Here is a 21,994-nt window from a genome sequence, read left to right on the forward strand (position 1 = left end):
GCCGCCGCCCGGGGGCTGAGCGCCCTGGCCCCCCCCCCCCCCCGCGGGGGGGGGGGGGGGGGGGCCGGGGCCGGGGGGGGGGGGGGCGGCGCGGGGGGGGGGGGGCCCCGGGGGGGCCCCCCCCCCCACTTCCAGGTCCCGCTAGTCGTTGTTGGGGTGCGTCCACAGGACCTTGCGGTTGGTCGCGTCGATCCCGTAGGTCGTCTGGTTCCAGTCGGCGGGGGTCACGACGCCCACGGTCCAGGCCACCGCGTCGCTCCCGTTCTCCGCGTTGCCGAGTTCGATGGTGGTGACGGTGCCCTTCGTCTTCTCGGTGGCCGTCTCCGCGGCCTCCTGGGCCGTGACCTTGGCCTTGGCCAGCTGGGCGGCGAGATGCTGCTTGTCGCCGGAGTCGTCCGACTCGGTGCGCGACTGCGTCAGCTTTCCGGTGATCGCATCGACGCGGCCGTCATGCACCGTCCCGTCGGACGACGCGACCGAGGTGCTCCAGTAGGGGCTGGTGGGTGAGCCCTTGAGCTCCGCGGCGATCGCCTTCGAGGAAGGGACGGCCGCCACGGCCGCCTTCAGGGCCTGCTGGTAGCCCACCTTGGCCTTGGGGATCAGGGCCTTCCGCTGCGCCTGGTCCGAGTTGAGCGAACTGCTCGGGGAGGCGGGGGCGGAGGCGGGCACGGCCCGCGGGGGGCCGGCGTCCTTCTGGGGGGCCTTGTCGCTGCCGCAGCCCGACAGCAGCGCGCCCGCGGCGGCGACGGCGCAGACCAGACCGATCGCGCGCGGCCCCGCCGGGCGCCCGCACCGGGTCACGACACCACTCATATTCGTCTCCATATGGGCACTTTAGGTGTGTGATGGGATGAATTGCGCCAAGACCCGACCGCGTTCGGCCGTTTTCGGTCGCCTCGTTCCGCCACTTGCCATGCCGCCGCCCGGCGAACACCCCCTCCGTCCGGTGTGACGTTCACCGCTCCGGGCGGTGGGGGTGTGCAGTCTGGTTACCCGTAAGTAGCATGTCGGTGTGAAGCGTCCCCCGGGGCGCCCCGCAGCAGTGCCATCCCGCACCTGGAGGAGAGCCAACGTGCCTCGTACCGCTAGGGACGTCGTCTTCGTCGACGGCGTCCGCACCCCGTTCGGCAAGGCGGGCCCGAAGGGCATCTACCACGAGACCCGCGCCGACGATCTCGTCGTGAAGGCCATCCGGGAGCTGCTGCGCCGCAACCCGGCCCTGGACCCCGCGAAGATCGACGAGGTCGCCATCGCCGCCACCACCCAGATCGGTGACCAGGGTCTGACCCTCGGACGGACCGCCGGCATCCTGGCCGGCCTCCCGCAGTCCGTGCCCGGTTACTCCATCGACCGCATGTGTGCCGGTGCGCTGACCGCCGTGACCGCCACCGCGGGCTCCATCGCCTTCGGTGCCTACGACGCCGTCATCGCCGGCGGTGTCGAGCACATGGGGCGCCACCCCATGGGCGAGGCCGTCGACCCCAACCCGCGGTTCGTGAGCGAAAAGCTCGTCGACCAGTCCGCCCTGTTCATGGGCATGACCGCGGAAAACCTTCACGACCGCTACCCGCACATCACCAAGCAGCGCGCCGACGAGTACGCCGTGCGCTCGCAGGAGAAGGCGGCGAAGGCGTACGCGAACGGCAAGATCCAGCAGGACCTGGTGCCGATTTCGGTGCGCAACACCAACGCGGAGGTCGGCGAGACCGGCTGGGGCCTGGTGACCGCCGACGAGCCGATGCGCCCGGGGACGACCCTGGAGAACCTTGCCGGTCTGAAGACGCCGTTCCGTACGCACGGCCGCGTCACGGCGGGTAACGCCGCGGGTCTCAACGACGGCGCCACCGCCTCGATCCTCGCCTCCGAGGACTTCGCCCAGGAGCACGACCTCCCGGTCAAGATGCGCCTGGTCTCCTACGCCTTCGCGGGCGTCGAGCCCGAGGTCATGGGCTACGGCCCGATCCCGGCCACCGAGAAGGCGCTCGCCAAGGCGGGCCTGGGCATCGGTGACATCGGCTTGTTCGAGGTCAACGAGGCGTTCGCCGTGCAGGTGCTCGCCTTCCTCGACCACTACGGCATCGCCGACGACGACGCGCGCGTCAACCAGTACGGCGGCGCCATCGCCTTCGGTCACCCGCTGGCCTCCTCCGGCGTCCGGCTGATGACCCAGCTGGCCCGGCAGTTCGAGGAGCAGCCGGAGGTCCGCTACGGCCTGACCACCATGTGCGTCGGCTTCGGCATGGGCGCGACGGTCATCTGGGAGAACCCGAACCACAAGGACGCCGGAGGCGACAAGTGAGCAGCACCACCACCGCCGAACTCCTGAAGGGTGCGGCCGAGCTGTTCCCGGACGAGGTCGTCACCTCGGCGCACGTCCGCCACCTCGATCTGCCGTACGGCGCGGGCAAGTTCGCGCTGATCACGCTGGACAACGGCTTCGACCACACCAAGCCGACCACCTTCGGCCCCGGCTCGCTGGCGAACCTCAACGCCGCGATCGACCAGGTCGAGAAGGAGGCCGCGGACGGCGACATCGTCGGCGTCGGCGTCACCGGAAAGCCGTTCATCTTCGCCGTCGGCGCCGACCTCAAGGGCGTCGAGCTGCTGGGGCGGCACGAGGACGCGCTGGCCATCGGAAAGGGCGGCCACGAGGTCTTCAAGCGGCTCGCGCAGCTCGCGGTACCGACCTTCGCGTACTACAACGGTGCCGCGATGGGCGGTGGCGTCGAGGTCGGTCTGCACTGCTCCTACCGCACCGTCTCCAAGGCCCTCCCGGCCTTCTCGCTGCCCGAGGTCTTCCTCGGTCTCGTCCCGGGCTGGGGCGGCTGTGCCCTGCTGCCGAACCTCATCGGCGCGGAGAAGGCCGTCTCGGTCATCATCGAGAACTCGCTCAACCAGAACAAGCAGCTCAAGGGCAAGCAGGTCTTCGACCTCGGCATCGCGGACGCGATCTTCGAGGGCGCGGACTTCCTGGAGCAGTCGCTGATCTGGACCGCGAACGTCCTCAAGGGCGACGTGACCGTCGAGCGTCCCGAGATCGACCGCGGTGAGGCCTGGGACCAGGCCGTCGCCAAGGGCAAGTTCATCGCCGACGGCAAGGTGCACGGCGCCGCCCCGGCCGCCTACCGCGCGCTGGACATCATCGCCGCCGCCAAGAACGGCGACCTGCAGGCCGGTTTCGACGCCGAGGACCAGGCCCTGGCGGACCTGATCATGGGTGGCGAACTCCGCGCCGGCATCTACTCGTTCAACCTGGTGCAGAAGCGTGCCAAGCGGCCCGCCGGTGCGCCGGACAAGAACCTGGCCCGTCCGGTCAGCAAGGTCGGTGTCGTCGGCGCCGGTCTGATGGCTTCGCAGCTGGCCCTGCTGTTCCTGCGCCGCCTGGAGGTGCCGGTCGTGCTGACCGACATCGACCAGGAGCGCGTCGACAAGGGTGTGGGCTACGTCCACGCCGAGATCGACAAGCTGCTCGGCAAGGGCCGGATCAACCAGGACAAGGCCAACCGCCTCAAGGCCCTGGTCTCCGGTGTCCTCGACAAGGCCGAGGGCTTCTCGGACGCCGACTTCATCATCGAGGCCGTCTTCGAGGAGATCGGCGTCAAGCAGCAGGTGTTCGCGGAGGTGGAGGCCGTCGCCCCGGCGCACGCCATCCTCGCCACCAACACCTCCTCGCTGTCCGTCTCCGAGATGGCCTCGAAGCTGAAGCACCCCGAACGGGTCGTCGGCTTCCACTTCTTCAACCCGGTCGCGATCCTGCCGCTGCTGGAGATCGTCCGCGGCGAGAAGACCGATGACGCCTCGCTGGCCACCGCGTTCGGTGTCGCCAAGAAGCTGAAGAAGACCGCGGTGCTCACCAAGGACGCCCCGGCGTTCGTCGTCAACCGCATCCTGACCCGCTTCATGGGCGAGATCCAGAACGTCATCGACGAGGGCACCCCGGTCGAGACCGCGGAGAAGGCCATCGAGCCGCTCGGTCTGCCGATGTCGCCGCTGGTGCTGCTGGAGCTGGTCGGCCCGGCGATCGGTCTGCATGTCTCCGAAACGCTCAACCGTGCCTTCCCGGACCGCTTCAAGGTCTCCCCGAACCTCAAGGCCGTCGTCGAGGCCGGCAAGCGCGGCTTCTACGTCTACGACTCCGGCAAGCCGGAGCTGGACCCCGAGGTCGCAGCCCTCCTCAAGCAGGGCGACTCGGTGCTGACGGAGGAGCAGGTCCGCGACCGCGTCCTGGACGCGGTGGCACAGGAGATCGGCCTGATGCTGGACGAGGGCGTGGTCGCCGAGGCGCAGGACATCGACCTGTGCCTGATCACCGGCGCCGGCTGGCCCTTCCACCTGGGCGGCATCACGCCGTACCTGGACCGCGCGGGCGTCTCCGAGCGGGTGCGGGGCAAGAAGTTCCTGGCCCCCGGCATCGCGAGCGTTCCCGCGTAAGGACGCACGATCACCAAGGCGCGGGCCGGCTCGGCGGAGCCGGCCCGCGCTTTCGTGTGCGGGAGCGTCCGGCGCTGTCCGCAGGCCGGTCCGGACGATCCGGACGATCCGGAGGCTGACGGTCCGGACCGTCCGGACGGCGCCACCGTGGCATGGGAGGGTGGCGGCATGGATTCCATGCTCATCGTCGATGCCGCAAATGTCGTGGGCTCGGTGCCGGACGGCTGGTGGCGGGACCGGCACGGCGCGGCGGAGCGGCTGCGCGACGCGCTGTCCGCGTACGCCGGCACGGGGCTGCCGGGGCTGGTCGCGCCCCCCGTGGAGCTGGTCCTGGTGGTGGAGGGCGCGGCGCGCGGCGTCGAGTCCGCCGAGGACGTACGGGTGGTGGCGGCGAGCGGCAGCGGTGACGACCGGATCGTGCGACTGGTGGCGGAGGCGTGCGGCGACCGGGACTGCCTGGTGGTCACCGCGGACCGCGAGCTGCGCGCACGCGTCCAGGCACTGGGGGCCCGGGTGACGGGCCCGCGGGCGGTGTGGGGTCGGGGGCGCGGCGAGGCGTAGGGCCTGTCCTCAACGTCCTGTCTGCCGCGTGGACGAGGAGCGGCCGCCCCGTACACCACGACGAGCGGCATACGGGGCTGCCGGGGCCGGATCCGCGGCCGGGGGTGTCAGTCCTCGGTGTGCGGCCGGGTCTCAGCCCGTCGTCTGGGCCGGGTCTTGGCCCTTGATGCGGGCCAGGTGCCGGCCCTTGGTCCATGGCCGGGTGTCAGCCCTTGCCGGTCTGCCGGCTGCGGATCCCGAGGCGGCTGTGCGAGCGCCCGTACAGGAAGTAGACGCCGAAGCCGACGACCATCCAGAGCGCGAACCGGACCCAGGTCTCCGCGGGCAGATTGAGCATCAGCCACAGCGAGGCGAGCACCGACAGCACCGGCACCACCGGCACCCACGGGGTACGGAAGGAGCGGGGCAGGTCGGGCCGGGAACGGCGGAGCAGGACGACACCGATGGCGACCACCACGAAGGCGAAGAGGGTGCCGATGTTGACCAGTTCGGCGAGTTCGTCGATCGAGGTGAAGCCGGAGACGAGGGCGACGATGGCGCCCAGCACGACGGTGGACCGGTAGGGCGTCCCGTAGCGGGGGTGGGACCGGGAGAAGACCCGTGGCAGCAGCCCGTCCCGGCTCATCGCGAAGAACACCCGGCTCTGGCCGAGGAGCAGGATCATGCAGACCGATGTCAGGCCGACGGCGGCGCCGAAACTGATCAGGTCGGCGAAGAAGGGGTGCCCGAGGTCCTTGAAGGCGTCGGCGAGCGGGGCGTCGGTGGAGAGCCTGCTGTACTTCTCCATACCGGTGACGACGACCGACACGGCCACGTAGAGGACCGTGCAGATGGCCAGTGAGCCGAGGATGCCGCGTGGTACGTCACGCTGCGGGTTGCGGGTCTCCTCGGCGGCGGTGGCCACGATGTCGAAGCCGATGAAGGCGAAGAAGACCACGGCCGCCGCGGCGAAGATGCCCATGACCCCGAAGTTGGACGGGGTGAAGCCGAAGATCAGCTCTGCCAGCGGCGCGGCCAGTCCGCCGCCGGCCTCGCTGGGCTTGCTGGGCGGGATGAACGGCTCGTAGTGGTCACCGTTGATGAGGAAGGATCCGGCGATGATGACCAGCAGGACGACGGTGACCTTGATGCCGACGACCACTGCCGTCACCCGTGAGGACAGCTTCATCCCCAGCACCAGGATGCCGGTCAGCACCAGCACGAGGATGGTGGCGAGCAGGTCGAAGCCGAAGCGCCCCTCATGGGTGCCGGAGAGCCCAGCGGGCAGGTGCAGCCCGGCGGAATCCAGCAGTGAGCGCACATAGCCGGACCAGCCGACGGCGACCACCGCACAACCCAGGGCGAGTTCCAGGATCAGGTCCCAGCCGATGATCCAGGCCGGCAGCTCGCCGAGCGAGGCGTACGAGAAGGTGTAGGCCGAACCGGCGACCGGCACGGTGGAGGCGAACTCCGCGTAACACAGCGCCGCCAGCGCACAGACCACGCCCGCGACGACGAAGGACACGGCCACGGCAGGCCCGGCCTGCTCCTTGGCGATCTTGCCGGTGAGGACGAAGATGCCGGTGCCGATGACGACACCGACGCCGAAGACGGTCAGGTCGAGCGCCGACAGGGACTTCTTGAGCGTGTGCTCCGGCTCCTCGGTGTCCAGGATCGACTGCTCCACAGTCTTCGTCCGGAACATGCCGCGACTGCGGCGTGAATCATGTGGTGTGTCGTGCTGTGTGCTCATGGGCGAACCTCCGCCTGGACGACCCTCGCGACTCTCCTGAACTGACCGAGTCTCCGCAATGACCGGAAACTGTCAGCTTCGGCGGGCCTCCGGACGGCAGGGATTCACTCGATGGGGTGTGGCCGCGTCCATGCCGATGGGCCGGGCGGAACATCCGTACGGATGACCGGCCCGGCCCATCGGGTGCCGTCTGAGCAATCAGTCGCTGGCGACCTCGGCCGGCTCGGCCGCACCCTTGGCGCCGGCGGACCCGGTGCCGGCGGACTCGGTGTCGTAGCGACCGTCGATCTTCGAGACCAGACCGGTCACCTGGCGGGCGATGTCCGGTGCGGTGAGCCCGATCTCCGCCATGACCTCCTTGCGGGAGGCGTGGTCGAGGAACCGCTCGGGGATGCCGAAGTCGCGCAGCGGCAGGTCCACCCCGGCGTCCCGCAGGGCCTGCGCGACAGCCGAACCGACGCCGCCGGAACGGACGTTGTCCTCGACGGTGACCACGACCCGGTGCTTGGCGGCGAGGCCCGGCAGCGCCTCGTCGACCGGCTTGACCCAGCGCGGGTCGACGACCGTGGTGGAGATGCCCTGCTTGTCGAGCAGGTCAGCGATCTCCAGGCACATCGGGGCGAGCGCGCCCACGGAGACCAGCAGGACGTCCGGGCGCTTGACGGCCTCGGCGGGCTCGCGCAGCACGTCCATGCCGCCCACCCGGCCGATCGCCTCGACGGCCGGGCCGACCGCGCCCTTGGAGTACCGCACCACGGTGGGTGCGTCATCGACCTCGACGGCCTCGCGCAGCTGGGCGCGGACCTGGTCGGCGTCGCGCGGCGCGGCAATCCGCAGACCGGGGACGACCTGCAGGATCGACATGTCCCACATGCCGTTGTGCGAGGCGCCGTCGGTGCCGGTGACACCGGCCCGGTCCAGTACGAAGGTGACCCCGCACTTGTGCAGCGCCACGTCCATCAGCACCTGGTCGAAGGCGCGGTTGAGGAAGGTGGCGTAGACGGCGAAGACCGGGTGCAGGCCGCCGGTGGCCATGCCCGCCGCGGAGACCGCACCGTGCTGCTCGGCGATGCCGACGTCGTAGACGCGGTCGGGGAAGGCCTTGGCGAACTTGTCCAGTCCGACGGGCTGGAGCATGGCCGCCGTGATGGCGACGATGTCCTTGCGCTCCTTGCCGAGCTCGACCATCTCGTCGCCGAAGACGGACGTCCAGTCCTTGCCGCCCGAGGAGATGGGCAGGCCGGTGTCGGGGTGGATCTTGCCGACGGCGTGGAAGCGGTCCGCCTCGTCCTGGAGGGCGGGCTGGTAGCCGCGGCCCTTCTCGGTGAGGCAGTGCACGATGACCGGGCCGCCGAAGCGCTTGGCGCGGGTCAGGGCGGATTCCAGCGCCTCGAGGTCGTGGCCGTCGATCGGGCCGACGTACTTCAGGCCCAGGTCCTCGAACATGCCCTGCGGGGCGATGAAGTCCTTCAGGCCCTTCTTGGCGCCGTGCAGGGTCTCGTAGAGCGGCTTGCCGACGACGGGCGTGCGCTCCAGCAGGTCCTTGCCGCGGGCCAGGAAGCGCTCGTAGCCGTCCGTGGTGCGCAGCGTCGCCAGGTGGTTGGCGAGGCCGCCGATGGTCGGGGCGTAGGAACGCTCGTTGTCGTTGACGACGATGACGAGCGGGCGGTCCTTGGCGGCGGCGATGTTGTTGAGCGCCTCCCAGGCCATGCCGCCGGTCAGCGCGCCGTCACCGATGACCGCGGCGACCCGGTCGTCCGACCCCAGCACCTCGTTGGCCTTGGCGATGCCCTCGGCCCAGCCCAGGACCGTGGAGGCGTGGCTGTTCTCGATGACGTCGTGCTCGGACTCGGCGCGGGAGGGGTAGCCGGACAGGCCGCCCTTCGCCTTGAGCCTGGAGAAGTCCTGACGGCCGGTGAGCAGCTTGTGGACGTAGGACTGGTGCCCGGTGTCGAAGAGCACCTTGTCCTTCGGGGAGTCGAAGACACGGTGCAGGGCGATGGTCAGTTCGACCACGCCGAGGTTCGGCCCGAGGTGTCCGCCGGTCTTGGACACCTCGTCGACAAGGAAGGTACGGATCTCCCCCGCCAGCCGCTCGAGCTGCTCCGGGTCCAGTCGGTCCAGATCGCGCGGTCCCCTGATACGGGAAAGCAGCGCCCTCCCGTCGCCCGCCACCACCCCGGCCGGACGCGCGTTACGCGGCACCTCCTGCACCCCTGCCTCCTTGCTGCGTTGCTGCCTGCTGCTTGCTGCCGTGGATCGAGCTTGCCGATCAGATGAGTCTAATGTCGCGCCCGCCGCGCCGACGCCCGGGCCTTGCGATGTATGTCACTCGGGTGAAACGGGCTCCGGCGCGCCGCCCGCGGGGCCCGCCGCACATACGCCGGCCCCCACCGGATCATGCCCGGTGGGGGCCGGCGCCGTCGGGCGACAGGCGCGGTCAGGTGCGTCCGGCCGTCTTCTGCGTCCGGCGGGAGACCGAGTCGATCACCACGGCGGCGAGCAGCACCGCACCGGTGATCATGTACTGGATCTCGCTCGCCATGCCGAGCAGGTTCAGGCCCTGCTGGATCGACTGGATGACCAGCATGCCCAGCAGGGCGGACCAGATCTTGCCCCGGCCGCCGAAGAGGCTGGTACCGCCGATGACGGCCGCCGCGATCACATTCATCAGGGTGTTGCCGGAGCCCAGGTTCTTGGTGGCGCCGCCGGAGAGGCTGGCGATGAACAGGCCGCCGAACGCCGCGAGCATGCCGGAGATGGCGAACACGCTGATCCGGATCTTGTTCACATTGATGCCGGCCCGGCGCGCCGCCTCGGCGTTGCCGCCGACCGCGAAGATCTGCCGTCCGTAGGGGGTGCGGCGCACCACGAAGTCGGCGAGGACCAGGACCGCGAGGAACAGCACCAGGGCCAGCGGCAGACCACGGGCGCCGGCCGGCTCGTTCAGGACGTAGGCGACGACGAAGGCGATCACGGCGACCACGCCGGTGCGCAGCAGGATCTCGCTGAGCGGCCGGGAGGGCAGCGCGGCGGCCTTGCGGCGCTTGCTGTCCAGCAGCAGCGATCCGGCGTAGGCGAGGACCGCGATCAGCGCGAGACCGTAGGCCGCGGCCTTGTCCTCGAAGTAGTAACCGGTGAGGTTCTCCACCACGCTGCCGCTCGGCGTGTTGATGGAGCCTTCGTTGCCCATCATCCAGATCTGCAGACCGCTCCAGCCGAGGAAACCGGCCAGGGTGACGACGAAGGCCGGCACACCGATCTTGGCGAAAAAGAAGCCGTGCAGAGCGCCGATGACCACGCCGGCCACGAGGGCGATCAGGACGGCGAGCCAGTCGTTGACCCCATGGGTGACGCTGAGCACGGCCCACACGGCCGCGCCGACGCCCGCCACCGAGCCGACGGACAGATCGATCTCGCCGAGCAGCAGCACGAAGACGATGCCGACGGCCATGATGCCGAGTCCGGAGGTGTAGACACCGATGTTCGCGAGGCTGTCGGCGGACAGGAAACTGCTGTTCTTGAGCTGGAAGACGACCGCGATGACGATCAGGCCGATGACGACCGGCAGCGAGCCCAGCTCACCGCCGCGCACCCGGCGCTTGAAGTCGTTGAGGTAGCCGGCGAAGCCCTGTTCGCGGACGAGCAGGCGGGGGTCGACGGCGGCCGGCTGGGGGGTGTCGGCGGCCGGGGCGGGGGTCTCCTGGCCCGGCGTCGCGGCCGCCTCGTCCTCGCCCGCGGCGGGCTGCTTGGTGAGATCACTCATGCGCCGGCCTCCTTCTTCACCTGGTCCGTACGCGCCTTGCGGCGGGTCACGGCGTTGTCCGAGGCGCCGGTGATGGCGGCGATGATCTCTTCGTGGGAGGTGCCCTCGACATCGAAGACACCGTTGTTGCGGCCCAGCCGCAGCACCGCGACCCGGTCCGCGACGGCCTGTACATCGGCCATGTTGTGGCTGATGAGGATGACGCCGAGCTCGCGCTCGCGCAGCCGCTCGACGAGGTCGAGGACCTGGGCGGTCTGCTCGACCCCGAGGGCGGCGGTGGGCTCGTCGAGGATGACGACCTTGGGGTCGCCGATCAGTGCGCGGGCGATGGCGACGACCTGCCGCTGACCGCCGGAGAGCGCGGCGACGGGGATACGGACGCTCGGGATGCGGATGGACAGGGTGTCCAGCAGCTCCTTGGCGCGCTTCTCCATCGCGATCTCGTCGAGGATGCCCGCGGTGCGGATCTCGTTGCCGAGGTAGAGGTTGGCGACGACATCGAGGTTGTCGCAGAGCGCGAGGTCCTGGTAGACGGTGGCGACGCCGAGTTCCTGGGCGTCGTGCGGCTTGGTGATGCGCACCGCCTCGCCCTCCCATTCGATGGCGCCGTCGTCGACCGGGTGGACGCCCGAGATGGTCTTGACGAGGGTGGACTTGCCGGCGCCGTTGTCGCCGACGAGGGCGACCACCTCACCGGGGTGGATCTCCAGGGTGACGTCCGTGAGTGCTTGGACGGCGCCGAACCGCTTGGAGACTCCGCGCAACGCCAGCACAGGCGTAGCGGACACGTGAATCATCTCCTTCGCCGCCGTCACTACGGCGGGGATGGTGGTGCGTGGAGCGGGGGGCTTGCGAGGAACGGTCCGGCACCGGGAGGGAGGGGTGGGGTATGGAGCGGGGCCGGGAGGAGTGCGGGGCGGGGACCGGGACGAGGCCGGACGGAGTACGGCCGGGCCGCGGGCCCGGGGTGGGGCCGGGGGCCGCGGGCCGGGGTGCGGCCGGAGGCCGGAGGCCGGAGGTCTGGGTAAGGCCTGGGCAGGGGCTGCGGGCGGTGCCGCGCGGCCCCGCCCGGCGGGGGACCGGGGTGGAGAGGTGCGCCGGTGGGCCGGGGGCCGTGGGGCCGTGGCCGGGAGGCGTGGCCTACGGCCCGGGGCAGGAAGCCGGTAGCCCGCAGCCGGTAGCCCGCAGCCGGTAGCCGGTAGCCGGTAGCCGGTAGCCGGGGTCCTACTTGATGCCGGCCGCCGCGCAGGCCTTCTTGACGTCGCCGGTGCAGATCTGGCTCGCCTTGTAGACCTTGTCCTTGATGATCGTGGAGGCGATGTTGTCCTTGGTCACGATCTGCGCGTCGTAGAGCTTGGCGGGGATGCCCTTGACCTCTCCGCTGAGGCTGTCGACCTTGCGGTCCGTCAGGGAGTCGATCTTCTCGCCCTTGAGCAGCTTGACGGCGATCTCGGCCGTGGAGTCGGCCTGCGGCTTGATCTGCTTGTAGATCGTGAAGGCCTGCTCGCCCTTGAGGATCCGCTGCAGGCCCGCGAGCTCGGCGTCCTGGCCGCCGACCGGGACCTTGACACCCTTCTGCTTGAGCGCGGTGATGATGCCGCCGGCCATGCCGTCGTTGCCGGAGTAGACGCCCTGGATGCCGTCCTTGCCGAGGGAGTCGAGGGCCGCGCCCATCTTCTTGTTGGCCTCGTCCGTCGACCAGTCCGGGATGTCCTGCTCGTAGGCGACCTTCTTGACCTGCTTGTCGAGGACGCTGTGGGCGCCCTTCTTGAAGAACGGCATGTTCGGGTCGGTCGGCGAACCGTTGATCATGACGACATTGCTGTCCTTGGCCTTGTCGCCGAGCGCCTTGACCAGGGCCTGGCCCTGCAGGCGGCCGATCTTCTCGTTGTCGTAGGACACGTAGGCGGAGAGCTTGCCCTCGGCCAGCCGGTCGTAGGCGACGACCTTGACGCCCTTCTTGGCGGCCTGGTTCACCCAGGACTTGGTCGCCTTGTAGTCGACGGAGTCCAGAATGATCACCTTCACGCCCTGGGTGATCAGCGCGTCGAACTGCTTCTTCTGGGTCTCGGTCTCCTGCGCCGCGTTGTTGTACTTGACCGTGCAGTCGCTGCACAGTTCCTTGATCTTCGCCTCCATCAGCGGACGGTCGAAGGTCTCGTAACGCGTGGTCTTGTTCTCCGGCAGGAGCAGACCGATGGTCTTGTTGTCGCCACCGCCGCCCTTGGCGTTGTCACCGGCCTTACCACACGCGGCCACGGAGAGCGCCATCGAGACGGCGGCGGTGCCTATGACGACGCGACGCGTCCAAACGTTCATTGGGGTTGCCTCCCTGACGAGGCCGCGTCGTTGCGGCCGAGGTGGCTGGAAGTCAACTCGGCCGCCAGCCGACCGTCAAGGAGTAAATCCTTAACGAGATGACAACGGTGCCATGCGTTAGCTGCATGAACTCAGCGCTTTCATGCCGGCGCCGGAGCGTCCACGGACTGCGCCCCGTCGAGCAGGGTCGAATCGCCCATCTCGCTCAGCACCAGCGCCAGCGCGCCCAGCACTTCCGCACGGCCCCCGAGCGTGCCCGGGACGACGCCCAACTGCCGTGCCGCACTGGGGATCGCGTACCGCGACACCGATTCACGGATCGGCGCCAGGACCAGCTCACCGGCCTCGGCAAGATCACCTCCGAGCACCACCCTGCTGGGATTGAGCAGATTGCACAGGTTCGCCACACCACTACCGACATGACGGCCTACGTCCGCGATCACCCGCCGGCAGCCCGGGTCGCCCTCGCGGGCCAGCTGCACCACCCGCGCCATGGTCAGATCGGGCCCGTGGCTCGGCTGCAGCAGCGGGAGCACGTAGCGGGCCGCGGTGAAGGTCTCCAGACAGCCCCGGTTGCCGCAGCGGCACACCGGGCCGGACTCGTCCAGCGTGATGTGCCCGATCTCGCCCGCCGTGCCGCCCGGCCCCCGGTAGATCTGCCCGCTGATCACCAGGCCCGCGCCGACACCGCTGGCGACCTTGATGTACGCGAGATCGGCGGCCCCGCGGCCCCCGCCCCACACCAGCTCACCCAGCGCGCCGAGGTTGGCGTCGTTGTCGACGTAGACCGGCACCCCGAGGCGCCCGGACAGCTCCTGGCTGGGGTTCGTCCCCGACCAGCCCGGCAGGATCGCCGTCGAGCCCAGTGTCCCGGACTCCACATCGATCGGCCCCGGTACGCCCAGACCGACGCCGATGACCTTGCCCGCGTCGAGTCCGGTGGCCGAGATCAGCCGGTTGACCAGCTCTTCCGCCCGGTCGAAGCCCTCTGCGGCGGAGGCGTCCACATCGATCGGCTCGGACTCCTCGGCGAGCACCTGGTGGGCGAGGTTGCCGACCGCCACCCGCAGATGGGAATGCCCGAAATCGACCCCGACGACGATGCCCGCGTCGCCGGAGAGGGAGACGCTGCGCGCCCGCCGCCCGCCCGCCGAGGTCGGGGTCACCTCGACGGTCCCGCCGTCCTTCAACTCACGAACGATGTTGGAAACGGTGGCCGCGGACAGCCCCGTGCTCCGGGCGATCTCCGCCTGCGTGAGGGAGCCCGCCATACGCACCGCACGTACGACCCGCTCCAGATTGGCCCGGTGCAGCGAGGACTGCGACCCCGGAGTCTCCATCGACTCATCCACTCCCGTCTGGGGCCGGGGGTACCTCCCAGTGGTGACTGGGGGAGGTACAACGACCGCCCGCCGGCCGCACCCACACCCTTGTAGGACGGCCCTCGATTCAACATGTGAACTCTAAGCAGAACTCCAGCCGGGAAGTCTCGTCAAGGCGTTGAGCCCACACATGATCAGGAGAGGGTCCGCAGGGACGCCCGCGGGGGCGGCCCCGCCGCAGCGGAGCCGCCCCCTGGCACGCACCGGGCGCCACCCGGAGTCGGCGCAAACACATCGCCCGCCGACGGCCGGTATACGACACCCCGGGCCCGCTCCTCTGTACGGCGCCCCGGGCCTGCCCCCCTACGGCGTCCCGGTCCACTCCCCGGTACGGCGCCGGTACGGCGCCCCGTCCCGCTCCCCTATTTGAGGGCGCCGGCGGTCAGACCGGCCACCACCTGCCGCTGGAAGATGATGTACGCGGCGAGCACCGGCAGCATCGCGATCGTCAGCCCCGCGAACAGCCCGGACCAGTCCCCCTTGTAGCCCTGGCTCACCGCCAGCGCCACCAGCCCCTGGGTCAGCATCTTCTTGTCCGGGTCCCCGACGTTGAGCACCGTCGGCAGCAGGTACTGGTTCCACTGCCCGAGGAAGTTGAAGATCCCGACGCTGATCAGGCCGGGCTTGGCCATCGGCAGCATCACCTGGAAGAAGGTGCGGGTGTGCGAGGCGCCGTCGATGAGCGCCGCCTCGGCCACCGAGGTGGGCAGGGTTTTGAAGAACCCGCTGAGGAAGAAGACCGTGAACGGCAGCGAGTAGGCGATATAGACCAGGATCAGGCCGTGGTAGGTGTCCAGCAGCGCCATGTTCTTCATGACGAAGAACAACGGGACCAGCGCCAGGATGACCGGGAAGCCCATCCCGCCCACGAACAGGAAGTACAGGAAGCGGTTGCCCGGGAAGTCGAAGCGGGCCAGCACATACGCCGCCATCGCGCCCAGCAGCATCGTGCCGATCAGTGAACCGCCCACGACGATCAGCGAGTTGAGGAAGTACTGGCCCATGTTCGCCTTGTCCCAGGCGCGTGACCAGTTGTCGAAGTGCAGGACCGAGGGCAGCCCCCAGGGCGAGCCGAAGATCTCGGAGTCGTCCTTGAAGGAGCTCACCACCGCCCACAGCAGCGGCATGGTGACCAAGAGGCCCCAGATCACCAGGACTCCGTGCGAGAAGACGTTGAGGACCTTGCCCTCGCTGCTTTTGCCGTCGGCGCGGGCACCGCCCTTGCGGCTCTGTCCGCGGCGCGGTCCGGGCACTCCCGAGGCCGCCGCGGCGGGCGCCTGCTCCTTCGTCACACCCGGGAGGTCCGCGGGATCCGTCTGCGCACTCATCAGAACTCCAGTCGCTCGCGTCGTCCCAGCCGCATCACGATGGCCGAGAAGATGAGGGTCACGATCAGCAGGGAAACGCCGATGGCCGTCGCGTATCCGGCCTGACCGTCGCGGAAGGTCTTCTGGTACACGTACAGCGGAAGGACCTCGGTCGAATAGTCGGGACCGCCCGGGCCGACACTCATGATCTGCACGAACGCGAAGGCCGACACGTCCAGGGCGAGGATGCCCATATAGATCCAGCCGGTCTGGACGGTGTCCCACAAGAGCGGCAGGGTGATCCGGAAGAACGTGTTGAGGCGGTTCGCGCCGTCCAGCAGCGCGGCTTCGTAGAAGTCCTTGGGAATGGAGCTCATTCCCGCGGAGAAGAGCACGACGTAGAAGCCGACATTGGCCCACACCATCGCGGCCATGACGCACCACAGCGCGATCTGCGGATCGCCCAGCCAGTCCGGCTGCACATTGTCGAGCCCGATCGCCTTGAAGAAGGCGTTGAGCGCACCGCTCTCCGGGTTGTAGGCGAACTGGAACAGCAGCGCGACGATCGGGACCGACAGCACCTGCGGGAAGAAGTAGAGGATTTTGTAGGTACCCGAGCCACGCACCCCGCCGATGACCGCCTTCTTCCGGCGGCGGCCACCGACGTTGAGCATAAAGGCGAAGAAGAGCCCGAGTGAGAGCGTCACCACCGGCAGGAGCAGCAACAACGTCACGCTGTTGCCCACGGCGGACCAGAAGACATCGTCCTTGATCAGGCGCGCATAGTTGGCGAAGCCGACCATCTTCATGTCCGGACTCAGTCCGGTCCAGTCCGTGAAGGAGTAGTAAATGGCCTGCACGAACGGCGAGATCACGAAAATCGCGTAAATCGCCAGCGGGAGGACCAAGAACCCCGCGATGAAACGGTACTTACCGTGTTTCATGACTACCGAATCCCGTTCTCTCCCTGCGGGTGCCCACAGCCGGTGACGCGCCCCGGCCCACGCCGGGAGGTGCCTCACGAACTCATCGGTCAGCGCTTGTACTTCTTGACGCTGGAGTCGTCGCGGGTGTCGTCCGCGTACTTCTGGATCTTGTTGATGGCCTCGTCGGGTGTCATCCGGCCGGCCATCATCTCGCCCAGCGCACCGACACCGATCCGCTCCTTCTCAAGCGCCACATACCAGTCCTGCAACCGCGGATTGACGATGTTCTGGCCGGCCTTCTGCAGCGCCACCTGCGCCGATGCCAGACCGGGCGGAAGCTTCAGTCCCTCGGTTCCGCCGTTGAGCGAGGTGAGGGAGGAGACCTGCTGGATGAAGTTCCGCGAGGACTTCTTGCCGAGCATGATGCGCAGCAATTCCATACCGCCCTCGGCGTTGCGGGCCTTCCTCGGCACGATGTACGGCTCGCCGCCCGAGGCCCAGAGGGTGCCGAACGGCATCTTGTCGGAGGCGGACAGGCTGGACGGGGCGCCGACCGAGAGATCGAACTGCGGGTTCTTCGCGATCTGCTTGGCCGACTCGTTCTCCACCCAGGAACCGTTGGGGATGAACAGTGCCTTGCCCTCGGCCCAGGCCTTCTGCGACTGCAGGTGGTCCAGCCCGGGCGAGCCCTTGAGGACGTAGCCCTTCTTGTAGAGCTCGTAATAGGCGTCGAAGGCCGCCTTGACCGCCGGGTCCTTCCAGGCGTTCGGCTCCAGATTGTCGATCTTCCGCAGGACCTCTTCACCGCCGATCTTGGCGATGAACGGGTACAGGCTGAAGGGCAGGTAGTACGGGTACTTGCCCGGGTACGTCCAGCCGGCGATGCCCTTCTTCTTGGCCTTGGCGCACAGCGCCAGCATGTCGTCCCAGGTCTCCGGGTATTCCGCATCCAGCTTCTGCAGATTGCTCTTGGAGTACCAGACGCCGTAGACCGTGTAGGCGTAGTAGAGGATCCAGGTTTCCTTGCCGCCGAACTGCCCCATCTCGACCACGCCGGGGCGCAGGGTGTCGCGCACCTTCCTGTGCGGATCGTCGATGGAGGGGGCATCGAGGAGCGCGGTGAGGTCGGTCAGCTGGTCCTTGGCCACCAGCGTGCCGAAATCCATCTGCTCCGCACCGGAGTTGTCGACGAGGTCGGGCGGGTTTCCGCCGTTGAAACGCGGCTGCAGTGTCGACTGGATCTTCTGGGTCGACGAGAGCTTGACCTTGCCGTCGGCTTTCGGGAAGGCCTTGAGGTACTCGCCCTGCGCGTCCTTGGCGTACTTGTCGCCGAATCCGCCGTCGAAGATGACCACATCGAGGCCGGCCGACTCATTGACCGCAAGTGGATTCTTGGCTGATTTCTTGCCCTTCTCCACCTTGTGGTCGTCACCGCCACCGCCGCCGGCACACGCCGACAACACCCCCATGGACGGTACGGCGATGATCCCCAGGGCCGCGGCTCGCTTGACCAGATCGCGACGGTTGAATTCAGAGGTGGATCCCATGCGCAAGTCCTCGCCTTCTTCAGGACTCAGGCGGTGTACCGGAACCACCCCGGCACCGCGGGTCAGATGAAGCTGAGTTGTACGGGATGTGCACCGGGCACGCTAGAGAAATGCGGGGCAGTCATCCGTTCCCGCCTTCCCCCCGGCTCCGCCGCCGTGGTCGTACGGCCGGTCGGACGCCGACAGGTATAGTCCACTTCCGGCCTCAGGGGCAAGATCGAATGCAGGTTTGGACGGCAGTCTTTCCCTAGTTGAGACCTCCCCGCCATGCATCGGATTGCCCGGACGTCACCCTGTCGGACCGCCCGGCGACACCGCGGCCCACCGATCTCAGCGACACCCTTGACACCAAAGACCCCACGCACCTTACTTATCTCTGTTTATCTTGGCGTCATGTAACTGACAACGATGTCACTCTTGTTGAGAGGGCTCGCGTGCGGATCGGATACCGGCACCGTCCACTGCGGGGGATCACCCGCCCCACCGCCCTCGCGGCGGCCGCGCTACTCGTCATCACCGTGTCCGGCCCGGCACAGGCCGCGCCGCCCCGAAAGCCCCAGGGAGCCACGGAGTTCCACTCCTCCTTCGAATCCGGCGAACCGCAGCCGGACTGGACCGACAGCGTCGACACCGGCCCCGACGGCACGCCCCGGGCCTCGGGGGTCAGCCCGCAGACCGCACCCGCCGCGCCCGGCATGAACACCAGGACCGACACCGGCCCGGGCGACTCCCCCACCGCCAAGGCGCACGCCGGCTTCAGCGGCACCCATGCGCTGCGCTACTCCGGCACCCACACCGCCGGCGGCCGCGGCTACTCGTACAACAAGGTCTTCGACGTCAATCTCCCCGTCACCGCGACCACTTCGCTCTCGTACAAGATCTTCCCCGAGATGGCGAAGAGCGATCCGGACTATCCGGCGACCCACACCGCCGTGGACCTCGCCTTCACCGACGGCACCTACCTCAGCGAGCTGTCCGCCGTCGACCAGTACGGCGCGCCGCTGACCCCGCAGGGCCAGGCCGCCGCCAAGACGCTCTACGCCAACCAGTGGAACAGCCGGGAGTCACGGATCGGCACGGTCGCCGCCGGAAAGACCGTCGACCGGATCCTGGTCGCCTACGACGCGCCCCGGGCACCGCGGACCGCACCGGCCTTCCGCGGCTGGGTCGACGACATCGCCCTCGGCCCCAAGGCCCCGCAGAAGCCGCTCGCGCACCTCTCCGACTACGCCGTCACCACCCGCGGCACGCTCTCCAGCGGCAGCTTCTCGCGCGGCAACACCTTCCCCGCCACCGCCGTCCCCAACGGGTTCAATTTCTGGACCCCGGTCACCGACGCGGGCTCCGCCGACTGGCTCTACGAGTACGCGCGGAAGAACAACGCCGACAACCTCCCCACCCTCCAGGCCTTCAGCGCCAGCCATGAGCCGAGCCCGTGGATGGGAGACTGGCAGACCTTCCAGGTCATGCCGTCCGCCGTGGCCGGAACCCCGGATGCCTCCCGCACCGGCCGTGCGCTGCCGTTCCACCACGCCAACGAGACCGCGAAGCCGCACTACTACGGCGTGACCTTCGACAACGGCCTCAAGACGGAGATCACCCCGACCGACCACGCCGCCCTGATGCGTTTCACCTTCCCCGGTGACCAGGCGAGCCTGATCTTCGACAATGTCAACAACAAGGGCGGGCTGAGCCTGGACACCGAGCGCGGCATCGTCACCGGCTTCTCGGACGTCAGGAGCGGACTGTCCGTGGGCGCCACCCGGCTCTTCGTCTACGGCGTCTTCGACGCCCCGGTCACCGGCGGCGGCAGACTCGCGGGCGGGGGGTGCGGCACCAGCCGCACCGGTGGAGCCGGTGCGTGCACCGGGGGCAAGGACGTCACCGGCTATCTCCGCTTCAAGCCCGGGGCGGACCGCACCGTGACCATGCGGATCGCCACCTCGCTGATCAGCGTGGACCAGGCCAGGGCGAATCTGAGCCGGGAGATCCCGGCCGACGCGACCTTCGCCGGCGTCAGGGACCGGGCGCAATCGCAGTGGGACGACCTCCTGGGCCGGATCGAGGTCCAGGGGGCGAGCCGCGACCAGCTCACCACCCTGTACTCCAACCTCTACCGCCTCTACCTCTACCCCAACTCCGGCTTCGAGAAGGTCGGTTCGCGCAGCCGCTACGCGTCCCCCTTCTCGCCGCAGACCGGCCAGGACACCCCGACCCACACCGGCTCGAAGATCGTCGACGGCGAGGTGTACGTCAACAACGGCTTCTGGGACACCTACCGGACCACCTGGCCCGCCTATTCGCTCCTCACCCCGAAACGCGCGGGGAAAATGGTCGACGGTTTCGTCCAGCAGTACAAGGACGGCGGCTGGATCTCCCGCTGGTCCTCGCCCGGCTACGCGGACCTGATGACCGGGACGAGTTCCGATGTGGCATTCGCCGATGCCTATGCCAAGGGGGTGAAGTTCGACGCCGAGGCGGCCTATGCCGCGGCCGTCAAGAACGCCACCGTCGCCCCGCCGAACCCCGGCGTCGGCCGTAAGGGCATGAGCACCGCGCCCTTCCTCGGCTATACGAGCACCGATACCCGTGAGGGCATGTCCTGGGCGCTGGAGGGTTATCTCAACGACTTCGGCATCGCCCGTATGGGCAAGGCCCTGTACGAGAAGACCAAAAAACCCCGCTACAAGGAAGAAGCCGCCTATTTCCTGGGCCGTGCCCGGAACTACGTCAAGCTCTTCGACGACAAGGTCGGCTTCTTCCAGGGCAAGGACGCCCGGGGCAACCGGCGGCTGCCGCCGGACGCCTTCGACCCCCGGGTCTGGGGCAACGACTACACCGAGACCAACGCCTGGACCTTCGCCTTCACGGCACCGCAGGACACCCGCGGCCTGGCCAACCTCTACGGCGGCCGCCCGGGCCTGGCCAAGAAGCTGGATGCCTACTTCTCCACCCCGGAGACCGCGTCCAAGGAATTCGCCGGCTCCTACGGCCAGGTGATCCATGAAATGACCGAGGCCCGCGACACCCGGATGGGCATGTACGGGCACAGCAATCAGCCCTCGCACCACATCGCCTATGTCTATGACGCGGCGGGGCAGCCCTACAAGACCCAGGAAAAGGTCCGCGAGGCGATGTCCCGGCTCTACCTCGGCAGTGAGATCGGCCAGGGATATCCGGGCGACGAGGACAACGGCGAGATGTCCGCGTGGTACGTCTTCAGCTCGCTCGGCTTCTATCCGCTGGTGATGGGCCAGGGCGAATACGCGGTGGGCTCCCCGCTGTTCACCCGGGCCACGGTCCACCTGGAAAACGGCCACGACCTCACCATCAAGGCCCCGCGCAACAACGCGCGCAACCTCTATGTCCAAAGACTCCGGGTGAACGGTAAGCCCTGGAATTCCACCGCTCTGCCGCACCGGCTCCTGGCCCGCGGCGGCACCCTGGACTTCACCATGGGCGACCACCCCTCCGCCTGGGGCACCGCGGCGGACGCCGCCCCCACGTCGATCACCCAGGACGACAAGGTGCCTTCCCCGCCCGCCGACCGCTCGGACCCCACGGCCGGCCCGCTGTTCGACAACACCTCGGGAACCTCGGCCACCTTCAGCACCGCCTCGGCCACGCTGACCTCGCCCGCCCGGATCACGTCGTACACCCTGACCTCCGCGGCGCACACCACGGCGCCGTCGGGCTGGCAGCTGGAGGGCTCCAGCGACGGCCAGCACTGGCAGGCGGTCGACCACCGCGCCAACGAACACTTCACCTGGGACCGCCAGACGCGGGTGTTCGCCATCGAACGGCCCGGCGACTTCCGCCACTACCGGCTCCGCACCGGTACCGAAGCCACCCTGGCGGAGGTGGAACTACTGAGCTGAGCACCCGCACCGGCGGCCTGCCCGGGGCTCGCCCCGCCAGAGCTGCGGAGAGGGCGTTTTGGGGGACCCGGGTCCAGCCGGCCCCCGGATACGCGGACGGGCCGCACTCCCCGGCCTGGGGAGTGCGGCCCGTCCTGTGCCGCCG

At 68.9% G+C, this 21,994-nt stretch carries 14 protein-coding genes; 4 read left to right on the plus strand and 10 right to left on the minus strand.

What is annotated here, in order from left to right; translation table 11 throughout:
- Nucleotides 1–141 precede the first annotated feature (141 nt).
- A complete protein-coding gene (locus ACGFR7_RS34870; protein WP_393327313.1) occupies nt 142–825 on the minus strand; it encodes a PepSY domain-containing protein in 684 nt (227 codons plus the stop codon).
- Nucleotides 826–1,072: 247 nt separating this feature from the next.
- Here ACGFR7_RS34870 and ACGFR7_RS34875 point away from each other — a divergent pair, with 247 nt between their 5' ends.
- The 3 genes from ACGFR7_RS34875 (at nt 1,073) to ACGFR7_RS34885 (ending at nt 4,992) form a co-directional block, all read left to right on the plus strand.
- Nucleotides 1,073–2,299 (plus strand): thiolase family protein, encoded by a 1,227-nt coding sequence (locus tag ACGFR7_RS34875; protein WP_393327315.1) that lies wholly within the window; start codon nt 1,073–1,075, stop codon nt 2,297–2,299.
- Nucleotides 2,296–4,431 (plus strand): 3-hydroxyacyl-CoA dehydrogenase NAD-binding domain-containing protein, encoded by a 2,136-nt coding sequence (locus tag ACGFR7_RS34880; protein ID WP_393327318.1) that lies wholly within the window; start codon nt 2,296–2,298, stop codon nt 4,429–4,431. The genes ACGFR7_RS34875 and ACGFR7_RS34880 overlap by 4 nt, the downstream gene beginning before the upstream one ends.
- 168 nt (nt 4,432–4,599) lie before the next feature.
- Nucleotides 4,600–4,992 (plus strand): NTP pyrophosphohydrolase, encoded by a 393-nt coding sequence (locus ACGFR7_RS34885; RefSeq protein ID WP_393327321.1) that lies wholly within the window; start codon nt 4,600–4,602, stop codon nt 4,990–4,992.
- A gap of 205 nt (nt 4,993–5,197) precedes the next feature.
- Here the strand turns inward: ACGFR7_RS34885 and ACGFR7_RS34890 are convergent, their stop codons facing one another.
- The 9 genes from ACGFR7_RS34890 to ngcE form a co-directional block, all read right to left on the minus strand.
- A complete protein-coding gene (locus ACGFR7_RS34890) occupies nt 5,198–6,676 on the minus strand; it encodes an amino acid permease (RefSeq protein ID WP_393327324.1) in 1,479 nt (492 codons plus the stop codon).
- Nucleotides 6,677–6,922: 246 nt separating this feature from the next.
- Nucleotides 6,923–8,938, minus strand: a complete 2,016-nt coding sequence (gene dxs / locus ACGFR7_RS34895) for a 1-deoxy-D-xylulose-5-phosphate synthase (protein ID WP_393327327.1) — start codon at nt 8,936–8,938, stop codon at nt 6,923–6,925.
- Between the two features lie 226 nt (nt 8,939–9,164).
- Complete coding sequence (locus ACGFR7_RS34900) at nt 9,165–10,490, minus strand: sugar ABC transporter permease (protein WP_393327329.1); 1,326 nt, start codon at nt 10,488–10,490, stop codon at nt 9,165–9,167.
- Nucleotides 10,487–11,287: an ATP-binding cassette domain-containing protein gene (locus tag ACGFR7_RS34905; RefSeq protein WP_393327332.1), complete on the minus strand. Its 801-nt coding sequence runs from the start codon at nt 11,285–11,287 to the stop codon at nt 10,487–10,489. Before ACGFR7_RS34905 ends, ACGFR7_RS34900 begins: the two co-directional genes overlap by 4 nt.
- Before the next feature lie 427 nt (nt 11,288–11,714).
- The gene (locus tag ACGFR7_RS34910; protein ID WP_393327335.1) at nt 11,715–12,809 is read right to left on the minus strand and encodes a sugar ABC transporter substrate-binding protein; all 1,095 of its coding nucleotides are present in this window, start codon (nt 12,807–12,809) and stop codon (nt 11,715–11,717) included.
- A 140-nt stretch (nt 12,810–12,949) separates the two neighbouring features.
- Entirely contained in the window at nt 12,950–14,149 is a 1,200-nt protein-coding gene (locus tag ACGFR7_RS34915) for an ROK family protein (RefSeq protein WP_393327338.1), read from the minus strand.
- A gap of 404 nt (nt 14,150–14,553) precedes the next feature.
- Nucleotides 14,554–15,519 (minus strand): carbohydrate ABC transporter permease, encoded by a 966-nt coding sequence (locus tag ACGFR7_RS34920; RefSeq protein ID WP_393327340.1) that lies wholly within the window; start codon nt 15,517–15,519, stop codon nt 14,554–14,556.
- A complete protein-coding gene (locus ACGFR7_RS34925; RefSeq protein ID WP_393327343.1) occupies nt 15,519–16,442 on the minus strand; it encodes a carbohydrate ABC transporter permease in 924 nt (307 codons plus the stop codon). Before ACGFR7_RS34925 ends, ACGFR7_RS34920 begins: the two co-directional genes overlap by 1 nt.
- Before the next feature lie 89 nt (nt 16,443–16,531).
- Nucleotides 16,532–17,971, minus strand: coding sequence for an N-acetylglucosamine/diacetylchitobiose ABC transporter substrate-binding protein (ngcE, locus tag ACGFR7_RS34930; protein WP_393327346.1), 1,440 nt, complete (start codon nt 17,969–17,971; stop codon nt 16,532–16,534).
- A 434-nt stretch (nt 17,972–18,405) separates the two neighbouring features.
- Between ngcE and ACGFR7_RS34935 the strand changes: the two genes are divergently transcribed.
- The gene (locus tag ACGFR7_RS34935; RefSeq protein ID WP_393327349.1) at nt 18,406–21,849 is read left to right on the plus strand and encodes a GH92 family glycosyl hydrolase; all 3,444 of its coding nucleotides are present in this window, start codon (nt 18,406–18,408) and stop codon (nt 21,847–21,849) included.
- Nucleotides 21,850–21,994: the final 145 nt, after the last annotated feature.

Source organism: Streptomyces sp. NPDC048516 (genome assembly GCF_043199875.1).
Classification (GTDB): domain Bacteria; phylum Actinomycetota; class Actinomycetes; order Streptomycetales; family Streptomycetaceae; genus Streptomyces.

Coding starts and splice junctions, on each gene's coding strand:
- ACGFR7_RS34870 (WP_393327313.1), bottom strand. CDS start 825: ATGGAGACGAATATGAGTGGTGTCGTGACCCGGTGCGGGCGCCCGGCG.
- ACGFR7_RS34885 (WP_393327321.1), top strand. CDS start 4,600: ATGGATTCCATGCTCATCGTCGATGCCGCAAATGTCGTGGGCTCGGTG.
- ACGFR7_RS34890 (WP_393327324.1), bottom strand. CDS start 6,676: ATGTTCCGGACGAAGACTGTGGAGCAGTCGATCCTGGACACCGAGGAG.
- ACGFR7_RS34900 (WP_393327329.1), bottom strand. CDS start 10,490: ATGAGTGATCTCACCAAGCAGCCCGCCGCGGGCGAGGACGAGGCGGCC.
- ACGFR7_RS34905 (WP_393327332.1), bottom strand. CDS start 11,287: ATGATTCACGTGTCCGCTACGCCTGTGCTGGCGTTGCGCGGAGTCTCC.
- ACGFR7_RS34910 (WP_393327335.1), bottom strand. CDS start 12,809: ATGAACGTTTGGACGCGTCGCGTCGTCATAGGCACCGCCGCCGTCTCG.
- ACGFR7_RS34915 (WP_393327338.1), bottom strand. CDS start 14,149: ATGGAGACTCCGGGGTCGCAGTCCTCGCTGCACCGGGCCAATCTGGAG.
- ACGFR7_RS34920 (WP_393327340.1), bottom strand. CDS start 15,519: ATGAGTGCGCAGACGGATCCCGCGGACCTCCCGGGTGTGACGAAGGAG.
- ACGFR7_RS34925 (WP_393327343.1), bottom strand. CDS start 16,442: ATGAAACACGGTAAGTACCGTTTCATCGCGGGGTTCTTGGTCCTCCCG.
- ngcE (WP_393327346.1), bottom strand. CDS start 17,971: ATGGGATCCACCTCTGAATTCAACCGTCGCGATCTGGTCAAGCGAGCC.